Annotated in this window: 14 protein-coding genes; 8 read left to right on the top strand and 6 right to left on the bottom strand. The window is 66.3% G+C overall.

What is annotated here, in order from left to right:
- Window positions 1–140: 140 nt before the first annotated feature.
- The 3 genes from ccoM to rfaH form a co-directional block, all read right to left on the bottom strand.
- A complete protein-coding gene (gene ccoM, locus NFG58_RS08130) occupies window positions 141–254 on the bottom strand; it encodes a cytochrome c oxidase subunit CcoM (RefSeq protein WP_286985057.1) in 114 nt (37 codons plus the stop codon).
- 238 nt (window positions 255–492) lie between these two features.
- The gene (locus NFG58_RS08125) at window positions 493–999 is read right to left on the bottom strand and encodes a peptidylprolyl isomerase (protein ID WP_348827921.1); all 507 of its coding nucleotides are present in this window, start codon (window positions 997–999) and stop codon (window positions 493–495) included.
- A 22-nt stretch (window positions 1,000–1,021) separates the two neighbouring features.
- Window positions 1,022–1,564: a transcription/translation regulatory transformer protein RfaH gene (rfaH, locus tag NFG58_RS08120; RefSeq protein WP_045994239.1), complete on the bottom strand. Its 543-nt coding sequence runs from the start codon at window positions 1,562–1,564 to the stop codon at window positions 1,022–1,024.
- Window positions 1,565–1,779: 215 nt separating this feature from the next.
- On the opposite strand from rfaH, the gene NFG58_RS08115 reads away from it, so the two are divergent.
- Window positions 1,780–3,156 (top strand): MFS transporter, encoded by a 1,377-nt coding sequence (locus NFG58_RS08115; RefSeq protein ID WP_108447714.1) that lies wholly within the window; start codon window positions 1,780–1,782, stop codon window positions 3,154–3,156.
- Window positions 3,157–3,374: 218 nt separating this feature from the next.
- Here the strand turns inward: NFG58_RS08115 and NFG58_RS08110 are convergent, their stop codons facing one another.
- Window positions 3,375–5,216: an SEC-C domain-containing protein gene (locus tag NFG58_RS08110; protein ID WP_108447713.1), complete on the bottom strand. Its 1,842-nt coding sequence runs from the start codon at window positions 5,214–5,216 to the stop codon at window positions 3,375–3,377.
- A 68-nt stretch (window positions 5,217–5,284) separates the two neighbouring features.
- A complete protein-coding gene (locus NFG58_RS08105) occupies window positions 5,285–6,529 on the bottom strand; it encodes an AarF/ABC1/UbiB kinase family protein (RefSeq protein ID WP_108132716.1) in 1,245 nt (414 codons plus the stop codon).
- Between the two features lie 206 nt (window positions 6,530–6,735).
- Here NFG58_RS08105 and NFG58_RS08100 point away from each other — a divergent pair, with 206 nt between their 5' ends.
- From NFG58_RS08100 to NFG58_RS08070, 7 genes are all read left to right on the top strand, one after another.
- Entirely contained in the window at window positions 6,736–8,670 is a 1,935-nt protein-coding gene (locus tag NFG58_RS08100) for a DNA topoisomerase III (RefSeq protein WP_213231634.1), read from the top strand.
- Window positions 8,667–9,680, top strand: a complete 1,014-nt coding sequence (locus tag NFG58_RS08095; protein ID WP_348827920.1) for a 2-dehydropantoate 2-reductase — start codon at window positions 8,667–8,669, stop codon at window positions 9,678–9,680. Before NFG58_RS08100 ends, NFG58_RS08095 begins: the two co-directional genes overlap by 4 nt.
- A 374-nt stretch (window positions 9,681–10,054) precedes the next feature.
- Window positions 10,055–10,714: a hypothetical protein gene (locus NFG58_RS08090; RefSeq protein WP_348827919.1), complete on the top strand. Its 660-nt coding sequence runs from the start codon at window positions 10,055–10,057 to the stop codon at window positions 10,712–10,714.
- A 334-nt stretch (window positions 10,715–11,048) separates the two neighbouring features.
- Complete coding sequence (locus tag NFG58_RS08085) at window positions 11,049–12,302, top strand: M20 family metallo-hydrolase (RefSeq protein WP_348827918.1); 1,254 nt, start codon at window positions 11,049–11,051, stop codon at window positions 12,300–12,302.
- Between the two features lie 136 nt (window positions 12,303–12,438).
- Complete coding sequence (locus NFG58_RS08080; RefSeq protein ID WP_045993193.1) at window positions 12,439–12,639, top strand: hypothetical protein; 201 nt, start codon at window positions 12,439–12,441, stop codon at window positions 12,637–12,639.
- A complete protein-coding gene (locus tag NFG58_RS08075; protein WP_045993192.1) occupies window positions 12,636–14,228 on the top strand; it encodes a sodium:solute symporter family protein in 1,593 nt (530 codons plus the stop codon). The genes NFG58_RS08080 and NFG58_RS08075 overlap by 4 nt, the downstream gene beginning before the upstream one ends.
- Before the next feature lie 120 nt (window positions 14,229–14,348).
- A complete protein-coding gene (locus tag NFG58_RS08070; RefSeq protein ID WP_287164922.1) occupies window positions 14,349–15,824 on the top strand; it encodes a sigma 54-interacting transcriptional regulator in 1,476 nt (491 codons plus the stop codon).
- Between the two features lie 127 nt (window positions 15,825–15,951).
- On the opposite strand, the gene ppc is transcribed toward NFG58_RS08070, so the two are convergent.
- Window positions 15,952–18,600, bottom strand: a complete 2,649-nt coding sequence (gene ppc / locus NFG58_RS08065; RefSeq protein WP_253556016.1) for a phosphoenolpyruvate carboxylase — start codon at window positions 18,598–18,600, stop codon at window positions 15,952–15,954.
- Between the last annotated feature and the right edge of the window lie 3 nt (window positions 18,601–18,603).

The raw sequence follows: 18,603 nt of genomic DNA, 5'->3' as shown, positions 1-18,603 counted from the left end.
GCGGCGCGCCTGGCAGGCGGGTCCAGAGGAATTCTGGCGAGTTCAGGTGATCTCAGAAGCAATGAACCAAAAAAAAACCGACCCCGAAGGGTCGGTTGAAAAAGGGGGATGACTCCCCCTCCCCTGACGCTGGTTGACGACTATCGCTTGCGACGGTGAGCGTCGCGGATGATAAAAGCGATCCAGCCGGCCATGAAGGCCACAGAGAGAGCGACGGCACCCAGCCCGAAAATGACGGCGTTGTCGACGTACATGGCGCTGCCCTCCTGTCTCTGTGTCGATGAATTCATGGTACCCGGTCGGCCCCAGAATTGTGCTGACCTGCGTCAAGGGACGCCATGAGACATCGGCCCGCCATTTCTTACGAAAAAGCCGCCTACAACAGGCGGCTTTTTCGTCGTCTGTGGCACCCTTTCAGCGAAAGCGCCTCCAGGTACCGCTACCGGGCCTTGTGCGAAACGTCGACGAGCACAGGCACTTTTCAGGCAAGCCCTAGAGGACCTTGCGGTCCTCCACCTCGGAGGCCTCGGTGCCGGGCGGCAGCGGGTGCCCCTTGGCCAGTTCGGCGCGGGTGGCCTGGCGAATTTCGAGCACCTCGAGGCGATACGACAGGGTCTCCCCGGCCAGGGGATGGTTGGTGTCCACCACCACGCTGTCCCCCTTGACCTCCACCACGCTGACGATCTGCGGGCCGGCATCGCCGGGGGTCTGGAAGCACATGCCGGGGCGCAGATCGGTGCCGGGAAAGGCCTGGCGCCCCACCTCGCGCACCAGCGACTCGTCGCGCATGCCATAGGCCTCGGCCGGGGACAGGGTGACGCTGAGGCGGCTGCCGACCTCGGCGTCGACCAGGGCGCGCTCGAGGCCTTCCATCAGGTTGCCGTGACCGTGCAGATACTCCAGCGGCTCATCGCGCTTCCAGGAATCGTCCAGGACGTCGCCCTGCTGGTTGCTCAGGACATAGTGCAGACGCACCACACACTGGGGAGAAATTCTCATCTCGGGCTCCTTGGGGTCGACATCAGTCCTGGCGCTTGAGCGCGGCGACGGGCATTTCCAGGCGCTGCTGGCGATGCAGCATGTTGAGCAGCACGATCGCCCGCTCTTCGCCCTTGTGGCTCTCGAACACCGCCTTGAGGTCCTTGAAGGGGCCGTCGGTGATCTCCACCGACTCTCCGGCCCGGAAGTAAAGCTGGCCAGGATCGTCGTCCTTGGCTTCGCCGTGCTGGCGCAGCAGGTCGATCAGCTCATCGCTGACCGGCACCGGCATCGACAGCCCGAAGGTCACGATCTTCAACACTCCGCGGGTCGAGCGAATCGGGCGCCAGTTGCTCTCGACCTGGTCGAGCCGCAGAAACAGATAGTAGGGGAACAGCGGCTCCTCGACCCAGGTCAGCTTGTTGCGGCGCTTCTTCTGCACCTCCAGCACTGGATGAAAGAGCTCGTATCCCTGGTTGGCCAGATGCTCGGCGGCCCGGAACGACTCTCCGCCCTTGCACTGGACCACGTACCAGCGCGGGGTGGCATCGCCCCCCAGGCCCGCCTCGATATTGCTGTGACTCATGTGACTCCTTCCAGACTCAACCACCACCAGCCACCAAGCCGGCAGTATCGCCTGTCATTGACGCGGTTCCCGGTGCGTTGCCGACGACCCTTGATGATCACCGCTGGTATCGCCCCTGCGGCTTTGCAACAATTCGTCGAGCCGCACCGAGATGTTGCGCGCATTTTACCATTCGGAAGGCGGCCTGTGGCCGACCAACTGCAAGGAGGCTATCCATGCCCACCTCGTCCGGCCAGCATCCCTGGGTCGACGCCCTGCGCGTCTACCTGCGATTACCCGTGCTGGCCATGCTGTTTCTGGGCTTTTCTGCGGGCCTTCCCTTTCTGCTGGTGTTCTCCACCCTGACCACCTGGCTGCGTACCAGCGGGGTCGAGGTCGCCGCCATCGGTTTCTTCTCGTGGATTGGACTGCTGTACTCGATAAAGTTCTTCTGGGCACCGGTGGTGGACGCCTTCCGCCTGCCGCTGCTGACCCGCCTGCTGGGCCAGCGGCGCAGCTGGATGCTTGCCGGCCAGGCGCTGATCATGGGCGGCCTGCTGGGCCTTTCGTCGCTGGACCCGGCCTCCCAGCTCGGCGCGGTGGCGCTGTTTGCGCTGATGGTGGCCTTCGGCTCGGCTACCCAGGACATCGCCATCGACGCCTTTCGTATCGAGTCGGCCGAGGACGAGGTCCAGGCGGCGATGGCGTCCACCTACATCATCGGCTATCGCGGCGGCCTGATCATGGCCGGTGCAGGGGCGCTGTATCTGGCGTCGGCCTTCTCCTGGCAGGTGTCCTACCAGTGCATGGCGGCACTGACGGCGGTGGGCATGATCACCGTACTGCTGCGTCCCGAGCCGCCGCGCCAACCGCTGGCCAGTCGCCTGGCCAAGGAGCCCCGGGTGCGCGCCTTCCTGCGCGCCAGCCGCGGCCGGCCCGCATGGGTCCGGCGCACCGGCGCCTGGTTGATCGGCTCCGTGGTCTGCCCCTTTCTCGACTTCTTCGGGCGCTTCGGACTGGGCGCACTGGGACTTTTGCTGTTTATCGGCATCTATCGCATCAGCGACCTGGCGATGGCCTCGATGGCCTATCCGCTCTACGTCGACCTCGGCTTCAGCCTCGACACCATCGCCACCGTGACCAAGGTGTTCGGCGTCATCATGAGTCTCCTCGGCGGGCTGGTCGGCGGGGTGCTGGTGGTGCGCTACGGCATCGGACGCATCCTGGTGCTCGGCGCTACGGCCACCGTGCTGACCAACCTGATGTTCGCCTGGCTGGCGCTCAGTGGCGCCCAGCACTCGCTGCTGGTGCTCACTATCGTCGGCGACAATCTCAGCAATGGCCTGGCAAGCGCGGTGTTCATCGCCTTCCTGTCGAGCCTGACCTCGCGGGCCTACACCGCCACCCAGTACGCCCTGTTCTCGTCGTTGATGACGCTGCCCGGAAAGTTCCTGTCGGGCTTTGGCGGGCTGGTGGTGGAGGGAATGGGCTACCCGAGCTTCTTTGTGCTGGCCTCGGCGCTGGGCGTACCGGCCATCCTGATGGCGCTGTGGGTCTGGCGACACCATGTACGCGAGCCAGGGGATCACGCCGTCAGCCTCGACAAGCCATGACGCCATCGATGCAGTGTGCATAACAAAAAGAGGGCCGACATTGTCGGCCCTCTTTTTCTATGGTGCTTCAGCGTTTGGCCCCGTAACTGGGGGTCTGAGTAGACCTTCGGCGCTACGCGCCCCCAGGCTCGGTCGGAGCCGTCATCCAGCGCAGGCACGTGCCCAATCCCACCTTGCTGAGCCCGCCTTGTAGTGCGCCCCTTGAGCGGGGCTTGCGATCAACCGCGCCGTCCGCTGCGCTCTTCCAGCCAGGCCAGTGCGCCCGGTGTGCTGCGCCACTGATCGCGCATCAGGGTACGGTACTGCCAGGCCTCGGCGCGGGTGCCGGGCTCGGCCAGCTGGCCATTGCCGGGGATGGCGCCACGTTTGGGGTTGTCGCTGCAGAGAAGCGCCACCGCGTGGGCGTTGTGGCGCTGGGCGCTTTCCAATGCCAGGGCCGCGTCGTCGAGCTGGCCCAGTCGGTACAGCGCCAGCACCTGCCCCATGTACATGCCCAGCAGCGGCGTCTCGTCATCGGCAGGGCCGACCTCCAGGGCCTGGCGGCTGATCTCCAGCGCCTCGTCGTCGCGGCCTTCGCGCAGCAACTGGTCGAGCACCAGCTCGCGCAGCCCCAGACTGTCCTGCTCGTCCAGCGACAGCAGCAACTCGGCCAGTTCCCGCGAGTGCTGGCGGGAGCCACGTTCCATGCCCACCACCAGTGCTAGCCCCGCCCGCAGCAGCTGAGCGTTGTCTTCCTGGTCCCACTGGAAGGCGCCGTCGCCACTCTGACGAATCTGCAACAGCCAGCGCTCGAGACGCTCGGCCAGGGGCTCGAACAGACTCGGCGCCATCCACGGCAGACTGCCAAAACGGCTGGTCAGCGCCAGCGACACCGACTGCAGCACCGCCGGTGAATCAAGCTGTTCGGGGTTGGCACACAGCGCCGGCAACCAGGCTGCGGCATTGAACCAGGGATCTCCGAGAAAGCCCATCGGCGCATCCGGATCCACGTCGACCTGAAAACCCTCCTGGAAGGCTGCGAACAGCGTGTCCTCCCGCGCCGTGGAGCGATACAGCAACTGCCCGTCTTCCTCCACCACCTTGATCGGCGGGGGCGGCGGCAACTCCGCCAGCAGGGTCTGCAGACCCACCAGGGGCTCACCGAGATCCTCTTCGGCGCACAGCAGCTGATCGGCCAGGGTGGCGCCGGGGTTGTCGGCCAGGTCGGCCAGGAACTGCAGCTGGTCGGGGTCGAGATCACCCTGGCGGGTCAGCCGCCGCAGCCAGAAGCGCGAGCGCTCCATGGCTTCCTCGTCGTGACCTTCGTGGAGCAGCAGCATGGCCTCGATATAGGCCAGGGTCGGCGAATCGGGAAGGGCCTGCTGGGCACGCACGAAGGCCGAGCGAGCACTGTCGAGATCGTCGTTGTCCAGGTGCATCAGACACAGCCGCTCCAGCGCCACGCCACGCAGGAACATCGGTCCCCGCTCCAGCACCTCGTCCAGCAGCGCCTCGCGCTTGCGGTGGAAACCGCGCTCCTGGAAAAGGTCCAGCAGGATCTCGAAGGCGGGCTCGGCCTGTTCCGGCAGGCGCTCCCAGTCGGCATTGTCGAACAGTGACTCGAGGATCTGCTGGGCACGTCCTCGCTGGCCCGATTCGGCGGCGATCAGCCCCGCCTCCAACAGCGCCTGGGCAGGGGCGCGACCACTGGCCAGGGCAGCCTTCAGCGTCTCCCCTTTCCACTCGCGCAGCGACAGCATCCACATCAGATGAGGCGGCAGGTGACCGGGCAGGCTGACGGCACCGCAGCACTGCTTCATCTTGCGTCCAGAGTCGCACCAGCAAGGCTCGTTGCGGCCAGGGCGTGCCAGGGTTTCACAGGCGAAGTCGAGACGTGCCAGGGGCGTCTGGGACCACAGTTCGGGAGCCAGCGCCTGGGCCAGGGCCTTGTCACCGCCCACGCAGGCAGGCCCCTCCTCGCGCGCCCAGCTCATCAAGCTCGGATAGCGTTCATCCTGCCGAATGGCTGCCAGGGCGCCCGCGGCAAAACCCAGCAGTTGATCCACCCATAACGCCAGCATCGCTATCTCCCCGAAATTGAAAACGGCACAGTCTAACAGTGCATGCACCGGCTGGGCAGACCCGCGCCTCAGACGGCGTAGGCATCCAGCAACTGTGCACTCCGTGAATGCATGTCCAGGCGCCCCTCGAGCCGCACCAGGTTCCAGTAATGACCATTGAGCGTACGCGCCAGCAACAGCATGCCGGCAGGGGGCTGCAGGCGGTCCAGCGCGCCCCACACCCGGGGGCTCAGCTCGCGCAGACGCCGATGCACCCGTACATCGCCGAAGTCCTGCTCACCGGGCGCGAACAGCGGCGACACCGCTTCCGCGGATTCGCGATACAGCGCCAGCGGCGCGCCCTCTCCCTGTCGACCGCCGAGCCCGCGCACGGCCTCATCCATGGCCATGGGGTCGCCGTCCAGGGTTGCCCCAAGTAGCGCCACCAGACCGGCCAGCCGCTCCCGGGGGACCGCGATCACGGCGCCCAGGTCATACACCACCAGCCGGCCCTGTTCATCGACGGCAAAATTGCCGGCGTGGGGATCGGCGTGCAGTTCATGGTGGGTGAACAGCTCCTCGGTGATCCAGTCCGCCAGGGTGCGCGACACCCGCTGACGAAGGGTATCGTCGGCACCTTCGAGGTCACGCAGGGGCGTCCCCGGCAGATACTCCATCGCCAGCACCCTTGGACCACTGAGCTCCTTCACGGGCTGCGGCATCACCAGGTCGGGGTGATCGGCATAGCGCCGCCGGTAGCGCTCCAGTGCGTCCGCTTCGGCGCGATAGTCGAGCTCGCGCCGCAGTCCATCGGCGAGTTCGTCGAACAGGGCATCGAGGCGTGCCTGGGACACCTTGAGCCAGCGACCCAGTCGCAGCAGCCTTCTGACCTGCACCAGGTCCTGTTCCAGCACCCGATCGAGCCCCGGGTACTGCACCTTGAGCACCAGGGTACGACCGTCCCGGGTCCGGGCCCGATGCACCTGTCCCATAGAGGCGCTGGCAAAGGGCTCGGGCTCGATCTCGTCGAACAGGGCATCGAGGTCGCCGAGCTCTGCCTCAAGCGCCACCTTGATCTCGGCCCAGGGCGCCGGAGCAGCATCCTTCTGTAGCCGGGCAAGCTCTTCGGCCAGGGCCGGGGGCAGCAGGTCATCCCACTGGGACATGACCTGAGCGATCTTCATCGCCGGCCCCTTGAGCTCGGAAAGGCCTTCAAACAGCGACTCGCCGAGCGCCTGCCAATCGGCCTTGCCGCCGATTCTCGAGCGCAGCAGGGTCGATCCGGTACGAGCGGACAACCCGAGCATCCTGCGTGTCCGGCCTGACTGACGCATGCTGCCTCCTGCCCGTACGGGCGCCCTGCAAGATGCTGGCAACGCTGGCCTCACCGGGAGGATAGCGCGTCACAAGACGGTCACCTTACCCGCATCTGCACACAAAAATGATATAGGACTTGTACACTTTTCACTCCATGGTACACCTGGCATCTCATCACACATACTGGAAGAATATCCAGACGATTCACCCGCACCGGTGCGCTATGCGATTGATCATTGCGGAAAAACCGAGCCTGGCTCGCTCCATCGCCGAGGCGCTGCCCGGGGCAGCACAGAAAAAAGACGGCTACCTGTCCGTCGGCGACACCGAGGTCACCTGGTGCCTCGGCCACCTGCTGGAGCAGGCGCCGCCGGATGCCTACGACCCGGCCTTCAAGCCCTGGCGACGCGACCACCTGCCCATCGTGCCCGGTCAGTGGAAGCTGGTGCCCAGGCCCAAGGCCCGCGGTCAGCTGTCGGTGATTCGTGCGCGCCTGAAACAGGCACGCCAACTGGTGCACGCCGGCGACCCCGACCGCGAGGGCCAGCTGCTGGTCCAGGAGGTGATCGAGCACCTGGGCTGGAAGGGGCCCGTCCAGCGTCTGCTGATCAACGACCTCAACCGGCCTGCGGTGGCTCGAGCACTCGGGCGGATCGAGGACAATGCCAGGTATTACCCGCTCTACCGCGCCGCCCAGACCCGCGCCCGCGCCGACTGGCTGTACGGCATCAACCTGACCCGCGCCTGGACCCTGATCGGCCGCCAGGCGGGCCACGATGGCGTGCTGTCGGTGGGGCGCGTGCAGACGCCGGTGCTCGGCCTGGTGGTGCGCCGCGATGAGGAGATCCGTCATTTCACGCCCTACCCCTTCTATGTGCTGTGGGCTCACCTGCGCGTCGGCGCCGGCACCTTGAAGGCCTGGTGGGTCCCCGGCGAGTCCCATCGCCTGGACGAGCGCGGTCGGCTGCTCGACGCCGCTCCTGCTCAGACGCTGGCAGAGCGCCTGCCGGGTGCTGAAGGCCAGGTGAGCAGCGTGGACTCCCGTCGTCGTCGCCAGCCGCCGCCCTTGCCTTACTCTCTGTCGGCGCTGCAGGTCGATGCGGCACGCCGCCACGGGCTCTCGGCCAAGGCGGTGCTGGACATCTGCCAGCGCCTTTACGAGCGCCATCAGTTGATCACCTATCCGCGCTCGGACTGTCGCTACCTGCCGCGTGAACACCTGGCGAGCCTGCCGGGCCAACTGGCCAGCGCCTGTCGCGATGACACCACCCTGTCCGGTTGGCTGGCCAACGCCGACATGGGGCTTCGCTCACGCGCCTTCGACGACGCCAAGGTCGGCGCCCACCACGCCCTGGCACCCACCGGCAAGCCCTTCGCTGCCGAGCGACTGTCACGTCAGGAAGCCGACGTCTACCGTCTGATCGCGCGCAACGTGCTGGCCCAGTTCTATCCGGCGCTGGAAACCCAGGAGGTGAAGGCCGAGTTCCGCCTGCTGGACGAGCGCTTCCAGGCCTCCGGCCAGACACTGCTGGTGCCCGGCTGGAAGCCCCTGTTCACCACTCGTGACGAGCCACCGCCGTTGCCGGCGCTGGTCGAGGGTGAGGCCTGTCAGGCACTGGAGGCCCAGGTCGAACAGCGCGAGACGCGCCCACCGGAGCCGTTTACCGATGCCAGCCTGATCAAGGCCATGATGAATATCGCCCGCTACGTGGAGGACCCCGAGGTACGCCGCACCCTCAGGGAAACCGACGGTCTGGGTACCGAGGCCACCCGTGCCGGCATCATCGAGACGCTGCTGGAGCGCGGCTATCTGGTGCGCAAGGCCAAGGCGCTGCGCGCCACACGCCTGGGGGTGGGTCTGATCCACTCGCTGCCCGAAGCGGTCAGCCGCCCGGAGCGCACCGCCCTGTGGGAACAGCGGCTGGAAGGCATCGCCGAAGCCCAGGCCGAACCGGAACCCTTCGTCGCCCAGCTGGTCGAGGACCTTCGCACGCTGGTGGGCAGCGCCGACAGTCAGCGGCTGAGTGCCGCCCTCGGCGCCGCCCAGGGCGAGTCGCCGGAAGCCGGCCCCGCCAGCAAGCGAGGCCGCCGCACCAACTCGCCACGCCGCAGCGCCGGGCGTAAACGCCGCCCCTCCCGTAAAGGCAGCACCACATGACCACACTGATCATTGGTCCCGGCGCCATCGGCCGCCTGCTGGCCTGTCGGCTTGCCGCTGGCGGCCAGAGCGTGCGCCTGCTGGGGCGACGACCGCTGCCGACGATCCAGACCCTGACCTCACCAGATGGCACGACCCAGCGCCTTGAACTGGCCACCACCACCGAGCCACGCCTTGCCTGCGTCGATGTCGACCAGGTCATGCTGACCACCAAGGCCTACGCCGCCAGGGCAGCCTTCGCTGCGGTGGTCGACCATCTGCCTGCCGCCACACCGCTGGTGCTGTGGCAGAACGGGCTGCGCGTGCAGCGACCCTTGACCGATACCTGGAGCGGGCCGGTACTGTGCGCCTCCACCACCGAGGGCGCCTTTATCAAGGCGGACGACAGCGTCGTCCACGCCGGCCAGGGTCAGACCGTCATCGGTCATCTCGACGGTGGCCTCGACGGCCATCCAGGCGAAGGCCACGGCCCCCACACCCAACCCCTCCGGACTCACGCCCTCCAGTCCCAAGCCCTCCAGACCAAAGCCCTGGCCAGTTCGCTGGCCACCACCCTGAGCGCCGCCGGCCTGGCCACCGAGGCGGTGGACAATATCGCCACCCGGCTGTGGCACAAGCTGGCGGTGAACGCCGCCATCAACCCCCTGGTGGCACGCTACCGACTACGCAATGGCGAGCTGCGCGGGCATCCTTACCGCGACATGGTCGACGCCACCGTCGACGAGGTGGCGCAGATCCTGGCGGCACTGGAGATCCCTGCTCCCGCCATCGACGTTCCCTCCATCAACATTGCTGCCAACGACGTCAACGATGGCACCCACGCCTGGCGCGCCCTGGTCTGGCAGGTCATCGAGCGGACCGCCGCCAACCGTGCCTCGATGCTGCAGGATATCGAAGCCGGCAGGCCCACCGAACACGACGCCATCCTCGGCCCGCTGCGCGAGGCCGCCACACGCCTGGGCCTCCCTTGCCCCCAGCTCGACGCGCATTGGCGCTTTCTGAATGCCTGAAACGAGCAAGCCCAGGCTGGCGGTACACAAAAGCGATTGCTATTTTAACGGTTAGCAGTGATTCGACTCCCACCTGAATATCGACTCGAATCACCTTGCCGGGCCGGCCCTCGAACAAGTCCGTGTCCCCGCATACGGTCTTGCCTTTGTGAGCCATGTTCACTACGAGCTGCGTTCACACTGCGCCGTGTTCTCAATCAGCCTCGTTCAAAACTCGTTCAAAATGAGCCGCGTCAAGATTGAGAGCCAAGGTGAGAGCTGAGGTTGCTGAGATTTAAGTTGGCTGAGTCTAGAATTGAGAGCCGAGCCCTTGAATAAAACCGAAGCATGATCGATCAGGTGCCACCCGCGGAGGCTATTCCGCCAGGACAACCATGATGACTGCTTGTCGCTTGCCCTCTCTCCCCGCTCGACGCCCCACGTCGCACACCTTGCTGGCGGGCCTGCTTGCGGCCCTGACCCTTGCCGCCTTCTCGGCCCCTGTCCTGGCGAGCGAAGACGCTGCCGACCCGCTGGCCGACAATGACGCTGCCCACTCGGCCACCCCGGCCTTCTCCGGCATGGGCCAGGAAATCGTCAGGCTCGACAGCGGCGTCCTGGTGCAGGGCGACAAGGTCCACACCCCCGACGGCTACACCTCCGGCTTCCGCCTGACCGCCGGCATGGCGCCACAGCAGGAAACCGGCTGGGACCTGGGGGCCGAGCTGCGCTATCGACAAAGCGATGACGTACCCATGTCTTCCAGCGACAGCCAGCATGTCCAGGACGTGACCAGCCTGGGGGGCAGCCTGGTCGCCGGCTTCCGTGTCGGCCACTTCGGCGTCTACGGCAAGACCGGCATGGCCCAGTGGGTCAGCGATCCGGTCACCGGTCGCAACACCTTCGATTCCACCAGTGGCTCCACCCGGGTCCAGGGTCTCGGGGCCCGCTGGATGACCCGCAGCTGGATCGGCCAGGTCGAGTTCGAGGAGGTTAATGACCCCGAGCTTGAGCATCTGAATATGATTACGGCCTCGTTCCACCTCCCCTTCTAGGGCTTGTCTGAAAAGTGCCTGCGCTCGGTAATACGGCGTTAAAAATCGGCTGGTGCGCCAGCCCGGTCAACATGCTCATTTACACCCCGTAAACTGCGCTGTCTCACCGATTTTTGCCTTGTCTAACCTTCGCTCATCGACTTTTCGGACTGAGCCTAGCCCCGCCGGCAAACCGAGTCGAAATCGACTCACTCGCGTTACACGCAGTGACTCTTGACGTCGCCTTGCGCCATATCTCATCTTTATGCGCTTGTTTTAAAGACATTTTTCTGAGTACGGCATGAGAATAGCTTGGTGGTTTGGCATAACACCAAATCACAAGGAATCTCCTGCCATGTCATCGATCCCCCACCGCTCCATCGATATCGACGCCAACCGCCTGTGGGACAGCCTGATGCAGATGGCCGAGGTCGGCCCTTCCCCCAACGGCGGCAGCCGCCGCCTCGCCATGACCCCTGAAGATGCAGATGGGCGCCGCCTGCTGCTGGACTGGGTCGAGACGCTGGGCTGCACCTGGCAGCGTGACAAGGCCGGCAACCTGTTTATCCGGCGTGCCGGACGCGAGGACCACCTGCCCCCGGTGTCCATGGGTAGCCACCTGGATACCCAGCCGCTGGGCGGACGCTTCGACGGCGTGCTGGGGGTACTGGCTGGCCTGGAGGTGCTGCGCAGCCTGCACGACAACGCCATCACCACCCGCCGGCCGTTGTCATTGATCGTCTGGACCAACGAGGAAGGCAGCCGCTTCGCCCCGGCCATGGGCGGTAGCGGCGTCTGGACTGGCCGCCTCGATGAGGCGACGTTCTTCGGCGCCAGCGACAGCAAGGCCGTCACCCTGGGCGAGGCCATCGCGGCCTGCGGCGAGGCCGGCGATCTGCCCCTGGGCGAACCCGAACTCGACGCCTACTTCGAGCTGCACATCGAGCAGGGCCCGGTGCTCGAGGAGCAGGGCCATCCCCTCGGCATCGTCACCGGGGTCCAGGGCATCCGCTGGTACGACCTGAGTCTGCGCGGTCAGTCGGCCCACGCGGGCCCCACGCCGATGAGCTATCGCCGTGATCCATTGCTCGCCGCCACCGCCATGATCCAGCGCATGCGCGAGGTGGTCATGGCGGATCCTGACGGCGCTGCGCGCCTGACCGTGGGCGACTTCCAGGTGGTCGAGCCCTCGCGCAACGTGGTCCCCGGCGAGGTCCGTCTGCTGCTGGACCTGCGCCACGTCAGCGACGAACGCCTCGATGCACTGGATGCCGAACTGGAACGTCTGGCCAGGGACGCCGCCGACGTCGAGGGCGTGGAGCTGACGTTCGAGCGCCGCTGGCATTCTCCGGTCACCCCCTTCGACGACGCCCTGATCGACTCCCTGCGCGAGGCCGTCAAGGCGCGCGAGCTCGATGCCCCCTGCATGATGAGCGGTGCCGGGCACGACGCCGTGCACCTGTCCCACGTCACCCCCACGGTGATGATCTTCGTGCCCTGCCGCGACGGCATCAGCCACAACGAGGCCGAATACGCCGAGCCTGAGCACTGCGCGCTGGGCACCCAACTGCTGTGCGACGCGGTGCTGGCACGCGCCGAGCGCGACTGAGATCGCCATCAGCGCCCTGAACAACCCAGAATGAATCGATTTCGATTCATCGAGTCGAAATAGCATCAAAGGCCCTTTGCCCGATCAGCCGACTCGTTCCCCGGACGCTCAGGCCATTCACAACAAGAGATACCTTATGGACATCAACTCCCATGTGCTGCTGCTGTTTGCCAACGCCTTTCTGACCACCGCCCTGTCGGTGGTCATCGTTGGCGTCATCCTGCTGCGCGAATACCGGCCGACCATTCGTCGCCTGAAGGACGAGGCGGCGGCTTCGTCTTCAGCCGACACCACCAACCACAACAAGACTTCATCTGACCTGAGAGACCTGTCATGACCCTGGCCATCTTCGCCATCGTACTGACCGCCTACGTGGCGGTGGCGGCCCTGCTCGCACGCCGTATCAAGAACAAGGACGACTTCTACGTCATGGGTGAGCAGGGCTCGACGTTGCTGATCGTCGGAACCCTGGCCGCCACCTTCCTCAGCGCCGTGACCCTGATGGGGATCGCCGGCATCTCCTACAGCGAAGGCCCGCTGGTGATCGCGGCGCTGGGCTCCTTCGGCGCCTGGGTCGGGACCCTGATCGCGGTGGTGTTCATCGGTCGCAAGCTGAAGGCGCTGAACTGCCGCACCATGATGGACTTCTTCGACTACCGCTTTAACAACAAGTGGGTCAGCGTGGTCGCACTGATCCTGATGGTGATCGGCCTGCTCGGCTACGGCATCATCCAGCTGATCGGCGCCGGCCTGGTGCTGGCCGAGATCATCGATATCCCCTTCCCGGTGATCATCGTCGCCTTCACCCTGGCGCTGCTGGCGTTCTGTTCGCTGTCCGGCATGTACGGGGTGGTCTACACCGACACCATGATGTTCTTCACCATGCTGGCCATCGCCTTCGTCATCGCACCGATGTTGATCGGCGACGCCGGCTTCGAGGCGATGAAGGGCCTCGGCGAGACCCTGCCCGGTTTCTGGACCGTGGGGGGCGCCAACGACCGCCCGCTGGGCTGGTCGATCTCCCAGTTCCTGGTGTGGATCCTGTTCTTTGCCTGCACCCCGGCGCTGGTGTCCCGCGTCTTTCCGGCCAAGAACGACTTCGTCATCCTCAAGGTGGCGGTGATCGGCGTGTTCTTCGCCCCGGCCATGCAGCTGCTGGTGTTTCTGGCGGCCAGCGCCATGCAGGTAATCCAGCCCGGCATCGAGCCCACCGACCGCGCCATGATCGTCGGCTTCATGGAACACACCAACCCGACCCTGGCCGGTATCGGTCTGGCCGGCCTGATGGCGTCGATCATGTCCACCGCCTCGACACTGTTCGTGCTGACCGGCTTCGCCCTGGCCCGCGACCTCTACGAGAAGTTGTTCGACCGTGAGGTCAGCGAACGCAAGGGCGTGGTACTCGGCCGCATCTCCCAGGCGGTGGTAGCGCTGGTAGTGTGCGCCGTGGCGATCTCGCGCCCGGCGGGTATTTACTGGATATCGATCTACGCCGGCGCGATCTTTGCCGTGGCCTGGCTGCCGACCATCGTCGCCGCCATGCACTGGCGTCGGATGAACGCCAACGCTGCGCTGGCCTGCATGCTGGTGGGCTCGATCACCTTCATCGTGGTGGGCGAACTCGAGCGCCACGGCCTGGTCAGCCTGCCGCTGCATATCGACAACCTGCAGGTGGCCATCCTGCTCGGCACCCTGGCACTGATCGCGGTGGGACTCAAGAGCCAGCCTTCCGAGTACGAGCTCAAGGTATTCGACGACATTCGTGCAAGGCGACTGTCCGATACCACCATCCGCGACATCCTGGCCCGTCCCGATGGCGCCCGCGAGCTGGTGCGCGAATACCGCCAGGTGTGGGGCATCATGGTGCTGTTCGTGATCATCGCAGGCGCCCTGTGGGGCTACCTGTTCAGCAAGCTGGGGACCTGAGCCCACCGTCACCGCTGCTGTCACTGATCCACCAGGCCGGCGCCGTGAGGCGCCGGCCTGGCTTTACTAACACGCGCTCCCGGCACACCATTGACGTTCTCGACCCTGCCTGGAGCCTCGATGAACCACGGCCCCCTCATGCCCCGACAGCTACTGGCCATCCTCAACGCCCTCGAGGACGGCATCTTCATCACCGACCTCAAGGGACGCCCGCTGTGGGTCAACCAGGCGAGCCTGTCGCAGCTCGAGGCCAGCGCGGAACACCTCTACCAGAGCGACGTCTACCGGCTCGAGGAGGAAGGTGTGTTCTCGCCCTCGGTCACCCGCTTCGTGATTGAGGAGCGGCGACCGGTCAGCGTGGTGCACCGTTATCGCGGCAAGGACTACCTGGTCAACGGCAGCCTGTTTCACCTGGGCGACGACCCCTCCGGCGAACCCGATGCGGTGCTGGTCCAGGCCCGCAACCTGGACCGCGACGTGCTGGCCTCGCGCTCGCCGGACACCACCCAGGCGCTGCTCGATCACGTCATGCATCAGCTCAAGCGCATCCGTCAGGAACAGGTAGCAACGGAGGCCAGTCCCGCCTCATCCAGCCGCAGCCCGCGCTATCGCCGGTGTCTGGAGCGCCTCGAGCGCGCCGCCGCCAGCGATACCACGGTGCTGCTCAGCGGCGAGACCGGCGTCGGCAAGAGCTGGCTGGTCAATCGCCTGCACCAGTTCAGCCCGCGCTCGGACAAGCCGCTGATTCACGTCAACTGCGCGGCGATCCCCGAGGCCCTATTGGAAGCCGAGCTGTTCGGCCACGAGAGCGGCGCCTTCACCGGCGCCCATCGCGACGGGCGGGTCGGCTACGTGGCCCTGGCCGAGGGCGGCACCCTGTTTCTCGACGAGATAGGCGAACTGCCGCTGACGCTGCAGCCCAAACTGCTGCAATTACTTCAGGAACGTCAGTACCACCCGCTGGGCGGCAAGCCGCGCAAGGCCGAGGTGCGTATCGTCGCCGCCACCAACGCCGACCTGTCCGCCCGGGTGCGGGATGGCAGCTTCCGCGCCGACCTGTACTACCGACTCAATATCGTGCCCATCGAGATCCCACCGCTGCGCGAGCGCGCCGAGGACATCCCCGGTCTGGCCAATCAGCTGCTGGCCAGGATATCCCGCCGCCACAAGCGCCGTATCACCCTGGAGCGCGACGCGCTGAGGGCGCTGACCCACCACTCCTGGCCTGGCAACGTGCGCGAACTGGAAAACCTGCTCGAGCGGCTCAGCGTGTTCTGTGAAGACGACACCATCGGCATCGACGATCTCGCCCTCGACCACCCGGAGCTTGTGCCCGCTAGCCTTGCCGACCGCGTTTCCCTCAACAGCCCGCGCAAGAGCTCCTGGCAAGACGACGGCCAAAGCGACGGTGCTCTGTCGCTGCCACTGGACGATTCCCGCCCCCTGCCCGAGCGCTTGGCCGAGATCGAACGCCAGGCCATCGATGACGCTCTGTCCCGCGCCGGCAGCACCCGCAAGGCAGCCCAGGACCTCGGCGTCACCCAGTCCTGGTTGATGCGCCGGCTCAAGCGTGATCGGTCGAGCTCGTCCGACTGAAACGTCGGCATCCACAACACATCCCGAAACGCCCGGCCGACACACCCAATCGATACGCTCACCCAAGACGCCAGCGCGCGGCCATCTGGCCGGGCGCTGGGTGTTCAGGGTATCGCTCGCGGTGGCGTCAGCCGGTGTTGCGAAGGCCAGCGGCGATCCCCGCCATGGTCACCATCAGGGCGCGGGACAGGTCCGCGCTGATGGCGCCGTCGGCGTCGCGGTTACGCTGCAGCAGCTCGGCCTGCAAGCCATGCAGCGGGTCGATGTAGGGGTTGCGCACCTCGATGGCCTGGCGAATCAGCGGCGTCTTCTCGAGCAGCTCCTGCTGATCGAGGATCTTCAGAAGTTCCTCGTTGAGCTTGCCGAAACGCTCGCGCAGGCGGTTGCCCAGGGCCTCCAGGCTCGGCTCGTCCACCAGGCGATGCTCGTAGTAGGCGGCCAGTTCCACGTCGGCCTTGGCCAGCAGCATCTCGAGCATGTCCAGGTAGGTGCCGAAGAACGGCCACTGCTCGCGCATCTCCTGCAGCACCTCGAGTCCGCCGGGCTCGGCCAGGCGGGTGGCGAAGGCCTCACCGGTGCCGAGCCAGGCCGGCAGCATCAGGCGGATCTGGGTCCAGGCGAAGATCCAGGGGATCGCGCGCAGGGTCTCGACGCCACCGTCCTGACGCCGCTTGGTCGGCCGTGAGCCCAGCGGCAGGCGACCGAGCGCCCCTTCCGGTGTGACCGCACGGAAGTACGGCACGAAATCGGGGTCCTGGCGTACCACACCGACGTAGGCACCGTGGGCGATCTCGGCCAGGCGGTCCATCTCGTCGCGCCAGGCCGGCTTGGGCTTGGGCGGCGGCAGCAGCGACGCCTCCAGTACCGCGCAGGCGTAGATCTCCATGGAGCGCAGGGCGATATCGGGCTGGCCGAACTTGAAGCGGATCATCTCGCCCTGCTCGGTCACCCTGAGGCTGCCGTTCACCGAGCCTGGCGGCTGGGACAGGATGGCGGCGTGGGACGGACCGCCGCCACGGCCCACGGTGCCACCGCGGCCGTGGAACAGGGTCAGGTCGACACCGTGGCTTTCACAGACATCGACCAGCGCCTCCTGGGCGCGGTACTGGGCCCAGGCCGCCGCCAGCTGGCCGGCGTCCTTGGCCGAATCGGAGTAACCGATCATCACCTCCTGGCTATCACCTGCGAACTGGCGGTAGCCGGGCAGCGCCAGCAGCCGATCGATGACGTCGCCGGCGCGATTGAGGTCGTCCAGGGTCTCGAACAGCGGTGCGATGGGCATGCCGACACGGCCCCCCACCTCTTTCATCAACAGCGCCACGGTGAGCACGTCCGAGGGCTGCGCGGCCATGGAGATGATGTAGGTGCCCAGCGCCTCACCGTGCTCGGCGGCGACCACCTGGAAGGTGTCCAGGGTCTCGCGGGTCTCGGCGGAGCACTCCCAACGCCGCGGGATCAGCGGGCGGGTCGACTCGAGCTCCGCCAGCAGGAAGGCCTGGCGCTGCTCCTCGCTCCATTCGCGGTAGTTGCCCAGGCCCAGGTCGTGGGTCAGTTCTTCCATCACCAGGGCGTGGCGGCTGGCCTCCTGGCGCAGGTCGAGCTTGGTCAGGGTGACGCCGAATACCGCCACACGGCGCAGGGTATCGAGCAGCACACCGTTGGCGATGGTGTCCAGGCCGACGTCGCACAGCGAACGGTAGCAGGCCAGCAGCGGCGCATAGAGCTGGTCCCGGGTCTCGATGATCGGCCCGCCGTCATAGCTCTTGCCGTCCAGTTCGGCCTTGGCCCAGTCACGGGTGGCCTCGACCTTCGCCACCAGACGCTTGAGCAGCTCGCGATAGGGCTCGGCGACGTTGCCGACTTCGGCACGCAGGGCACTGTTGGTGCTCCACATGGACAATTCGATCTTGAGCTGCTCGAGATCACGCAGGTACAGGTCCGCCGCCATCCAGCGGCCCAGCAGCAGCACCTCCCGGGTGACCCGTGCGGTGACGTTGGGGTTGCCGTCGCGATCGCCACCCATCCAGGAAGCGAAACGCAGCGGCGCGGCGTCCAGCGGCAGACGCTCGCCGGCGCTTTCCAGCAGCAGGTTATCCAGGTCCCGGTGGAAGTCCGGCACCGCCTGCCACAGTGAATTCTCGATCACCGCAAAGCCCCACTTGGCCTCGTCCACCGGGGTCGGACGGTCGTGGCGGATCTCGTCGGTGTGCCAGGCCTGGCTGATCAGCTCCTCGAGCCGGCCCTTGGCCCTGGCCGCCCGCTCGGGGTACTCGCTGGAGGACTCGATGGCGGTGAGACAGTCATCGATGGCGTCGTACTTCTGAATCAGGGTGCGCCGGATGACCTCGGTGGGATGGGCGGTCAGCACCAGCTCGACGCGCATGTTGGCCAGCGTCTCGACCAGGGTGCGCGACGAGTGGCCTTCGCGCCGGGCGCGCTCGAGCAGCTCACCCAGCACCGGCTGCATCCCCGGCTTGTAGTCCTCGACCCGACGAAAGCGGGCACGGTAGTGCTGCTCGGCGATGTTGGCCAGGTTGAGGAACTGGTTGAACGCCCGGGTCACCGGCAAAAGGTCCTTCTCCGGCAGCCGGCGCAGGTACTCGATCAGCTCCTGCTGGCCGGCTTCTTCGCCCTGGCGGCCCCGCTTGGCCAGTCCGCGAATCGTCTCGATGCGTGACACGAACTCGGGTCCGAGATCATCGGCGATGGTGCGTCCCAGGCTGTCGCCGAGGATGCGGACGTTATCGCGCAAGGATTCGTGCAGATCGTGGCTCATGGG

Origin of the sequence: Halomonas sp. RT37, assembly GCF_040070525.1 — a bacterium.
GTDB classification, from domain to species: domain Bacteria; phylum Pseudomonadota; class Gammaproteobacteria; order Pseudomonadales; family Halomonadaceae; genus Halomonas; species Halomonas litopenaei.
The sequence above is the reverse complement of the archived record's forward strand: the minus strand, read 5'-3'. Positions and strand labels throughout refer to the sequence as shown.

What these genes read in the sequence shown, in the direction of transcription:
- NFG58_RS08105 (WP_108132716.1), bottom strand. Translation starts at nt 6,529, where the DNA reads ATGCGTCAGTCAGGCCGGACACGCAGGATGCTCGGGTTGTCCGCTCGT.
- NFG58_RS08080 (WP_045993193.1), top strand. Translation starts at nt 12,439, where the DNA reads ATGGACATCAACTCCCATGTGCTGCTGCTGTTTGCCAACGCCTTTCTG.
- NFG58_RS08095 (WP_348827920.1), top strand. Translation starts at nt 8,667, where the DNA reads ATGACCACACTGATCATTGGTCCCGGCGCCATCGGCCGCCTGCTGGCC.
- NFG58_RS08125 (WP_348827921.1), bottom strand. Translation starts at nt 999, where the DNA reads ATGAGAATTTCTCCCCAGTGTGTGGTGCGTCTGCACTATGTCCTGAGC.
- ccoM (WP_286985057.1), bottom strand. Translation starts at nt 254, where the DNA reads ATGTACGTCGACAACGCCGTCATTTTCGGGCTGGGTGCCGTCGCTCTC.
- NFG58_RS08075 (WP_045993192.1), top strand. Translation starts at nt 12,636, where the DNA reads ATGACCCTGGCCATCTTCGCCATCGTACTGACCGCCTACGTGGCGGTG.
- NFG58_RS08070 (WP_287164922.1), top strand. Translation starts at nt 14,349, where the DNA reads ATGAACCACGGCCCCCTCATGCCCCGACAGCTACTGGCCATCCTCAAC.
- ppc (WP_253556016.1), bottom strand. Translation starts at nt 18,600, where the DNA reads ATGAGCCACGATCTGCACGAATCCTTGCGCGATAACGTCCGCATCCTC.
- rfaH (WP_045994239.1), bottom strand. Translation starts at nt 1,564, where the DNA reads ATGAGTCACAGCAATATCGAGGCGGGCCTGGGGGGCGATGCCACCCCG.
- NFG58_RS08110 (WP_108447713.1), bottom strand. Translation starts at nt 5,216, where the DNA reads ATGCTGGCGTTATGGGTGGATCAACTGCTGGGTTTTGCCGCGGGCGCC.
- NFG58_RS08115 (WP_108447714.1), top strand. Translation starts at nt 1,780, where the DNA reads ATGCCCACCTCGTCCGGCCAGCATCCCTGGGTCGACGCCCTGCGCGTC.
- NFG58_RS08090 (WP_348827919.1), top strand. Translation starts at nt 10,055, where the DNA reads ATGATGACTGCTTGTCGCTTGCCCTCTCTCCCCGCTCGACGCCCCACG.
- NFG58_RS08100 (WP_213231634.1), top strand. Translation starts at nt 6,736, where the DNA reads ATGCGATTGATCATTGCGGAAAAACCGAGCCTGGCTCGCTCCATCGCC.
- NFG58_RS08085 (WP_348827918.1), top strand. Translation starts at nt 11,049, where the DNA reads ATGTCATCGATCCCCCACCGCTCCATCGATATCGACGCCAACCGCCTG.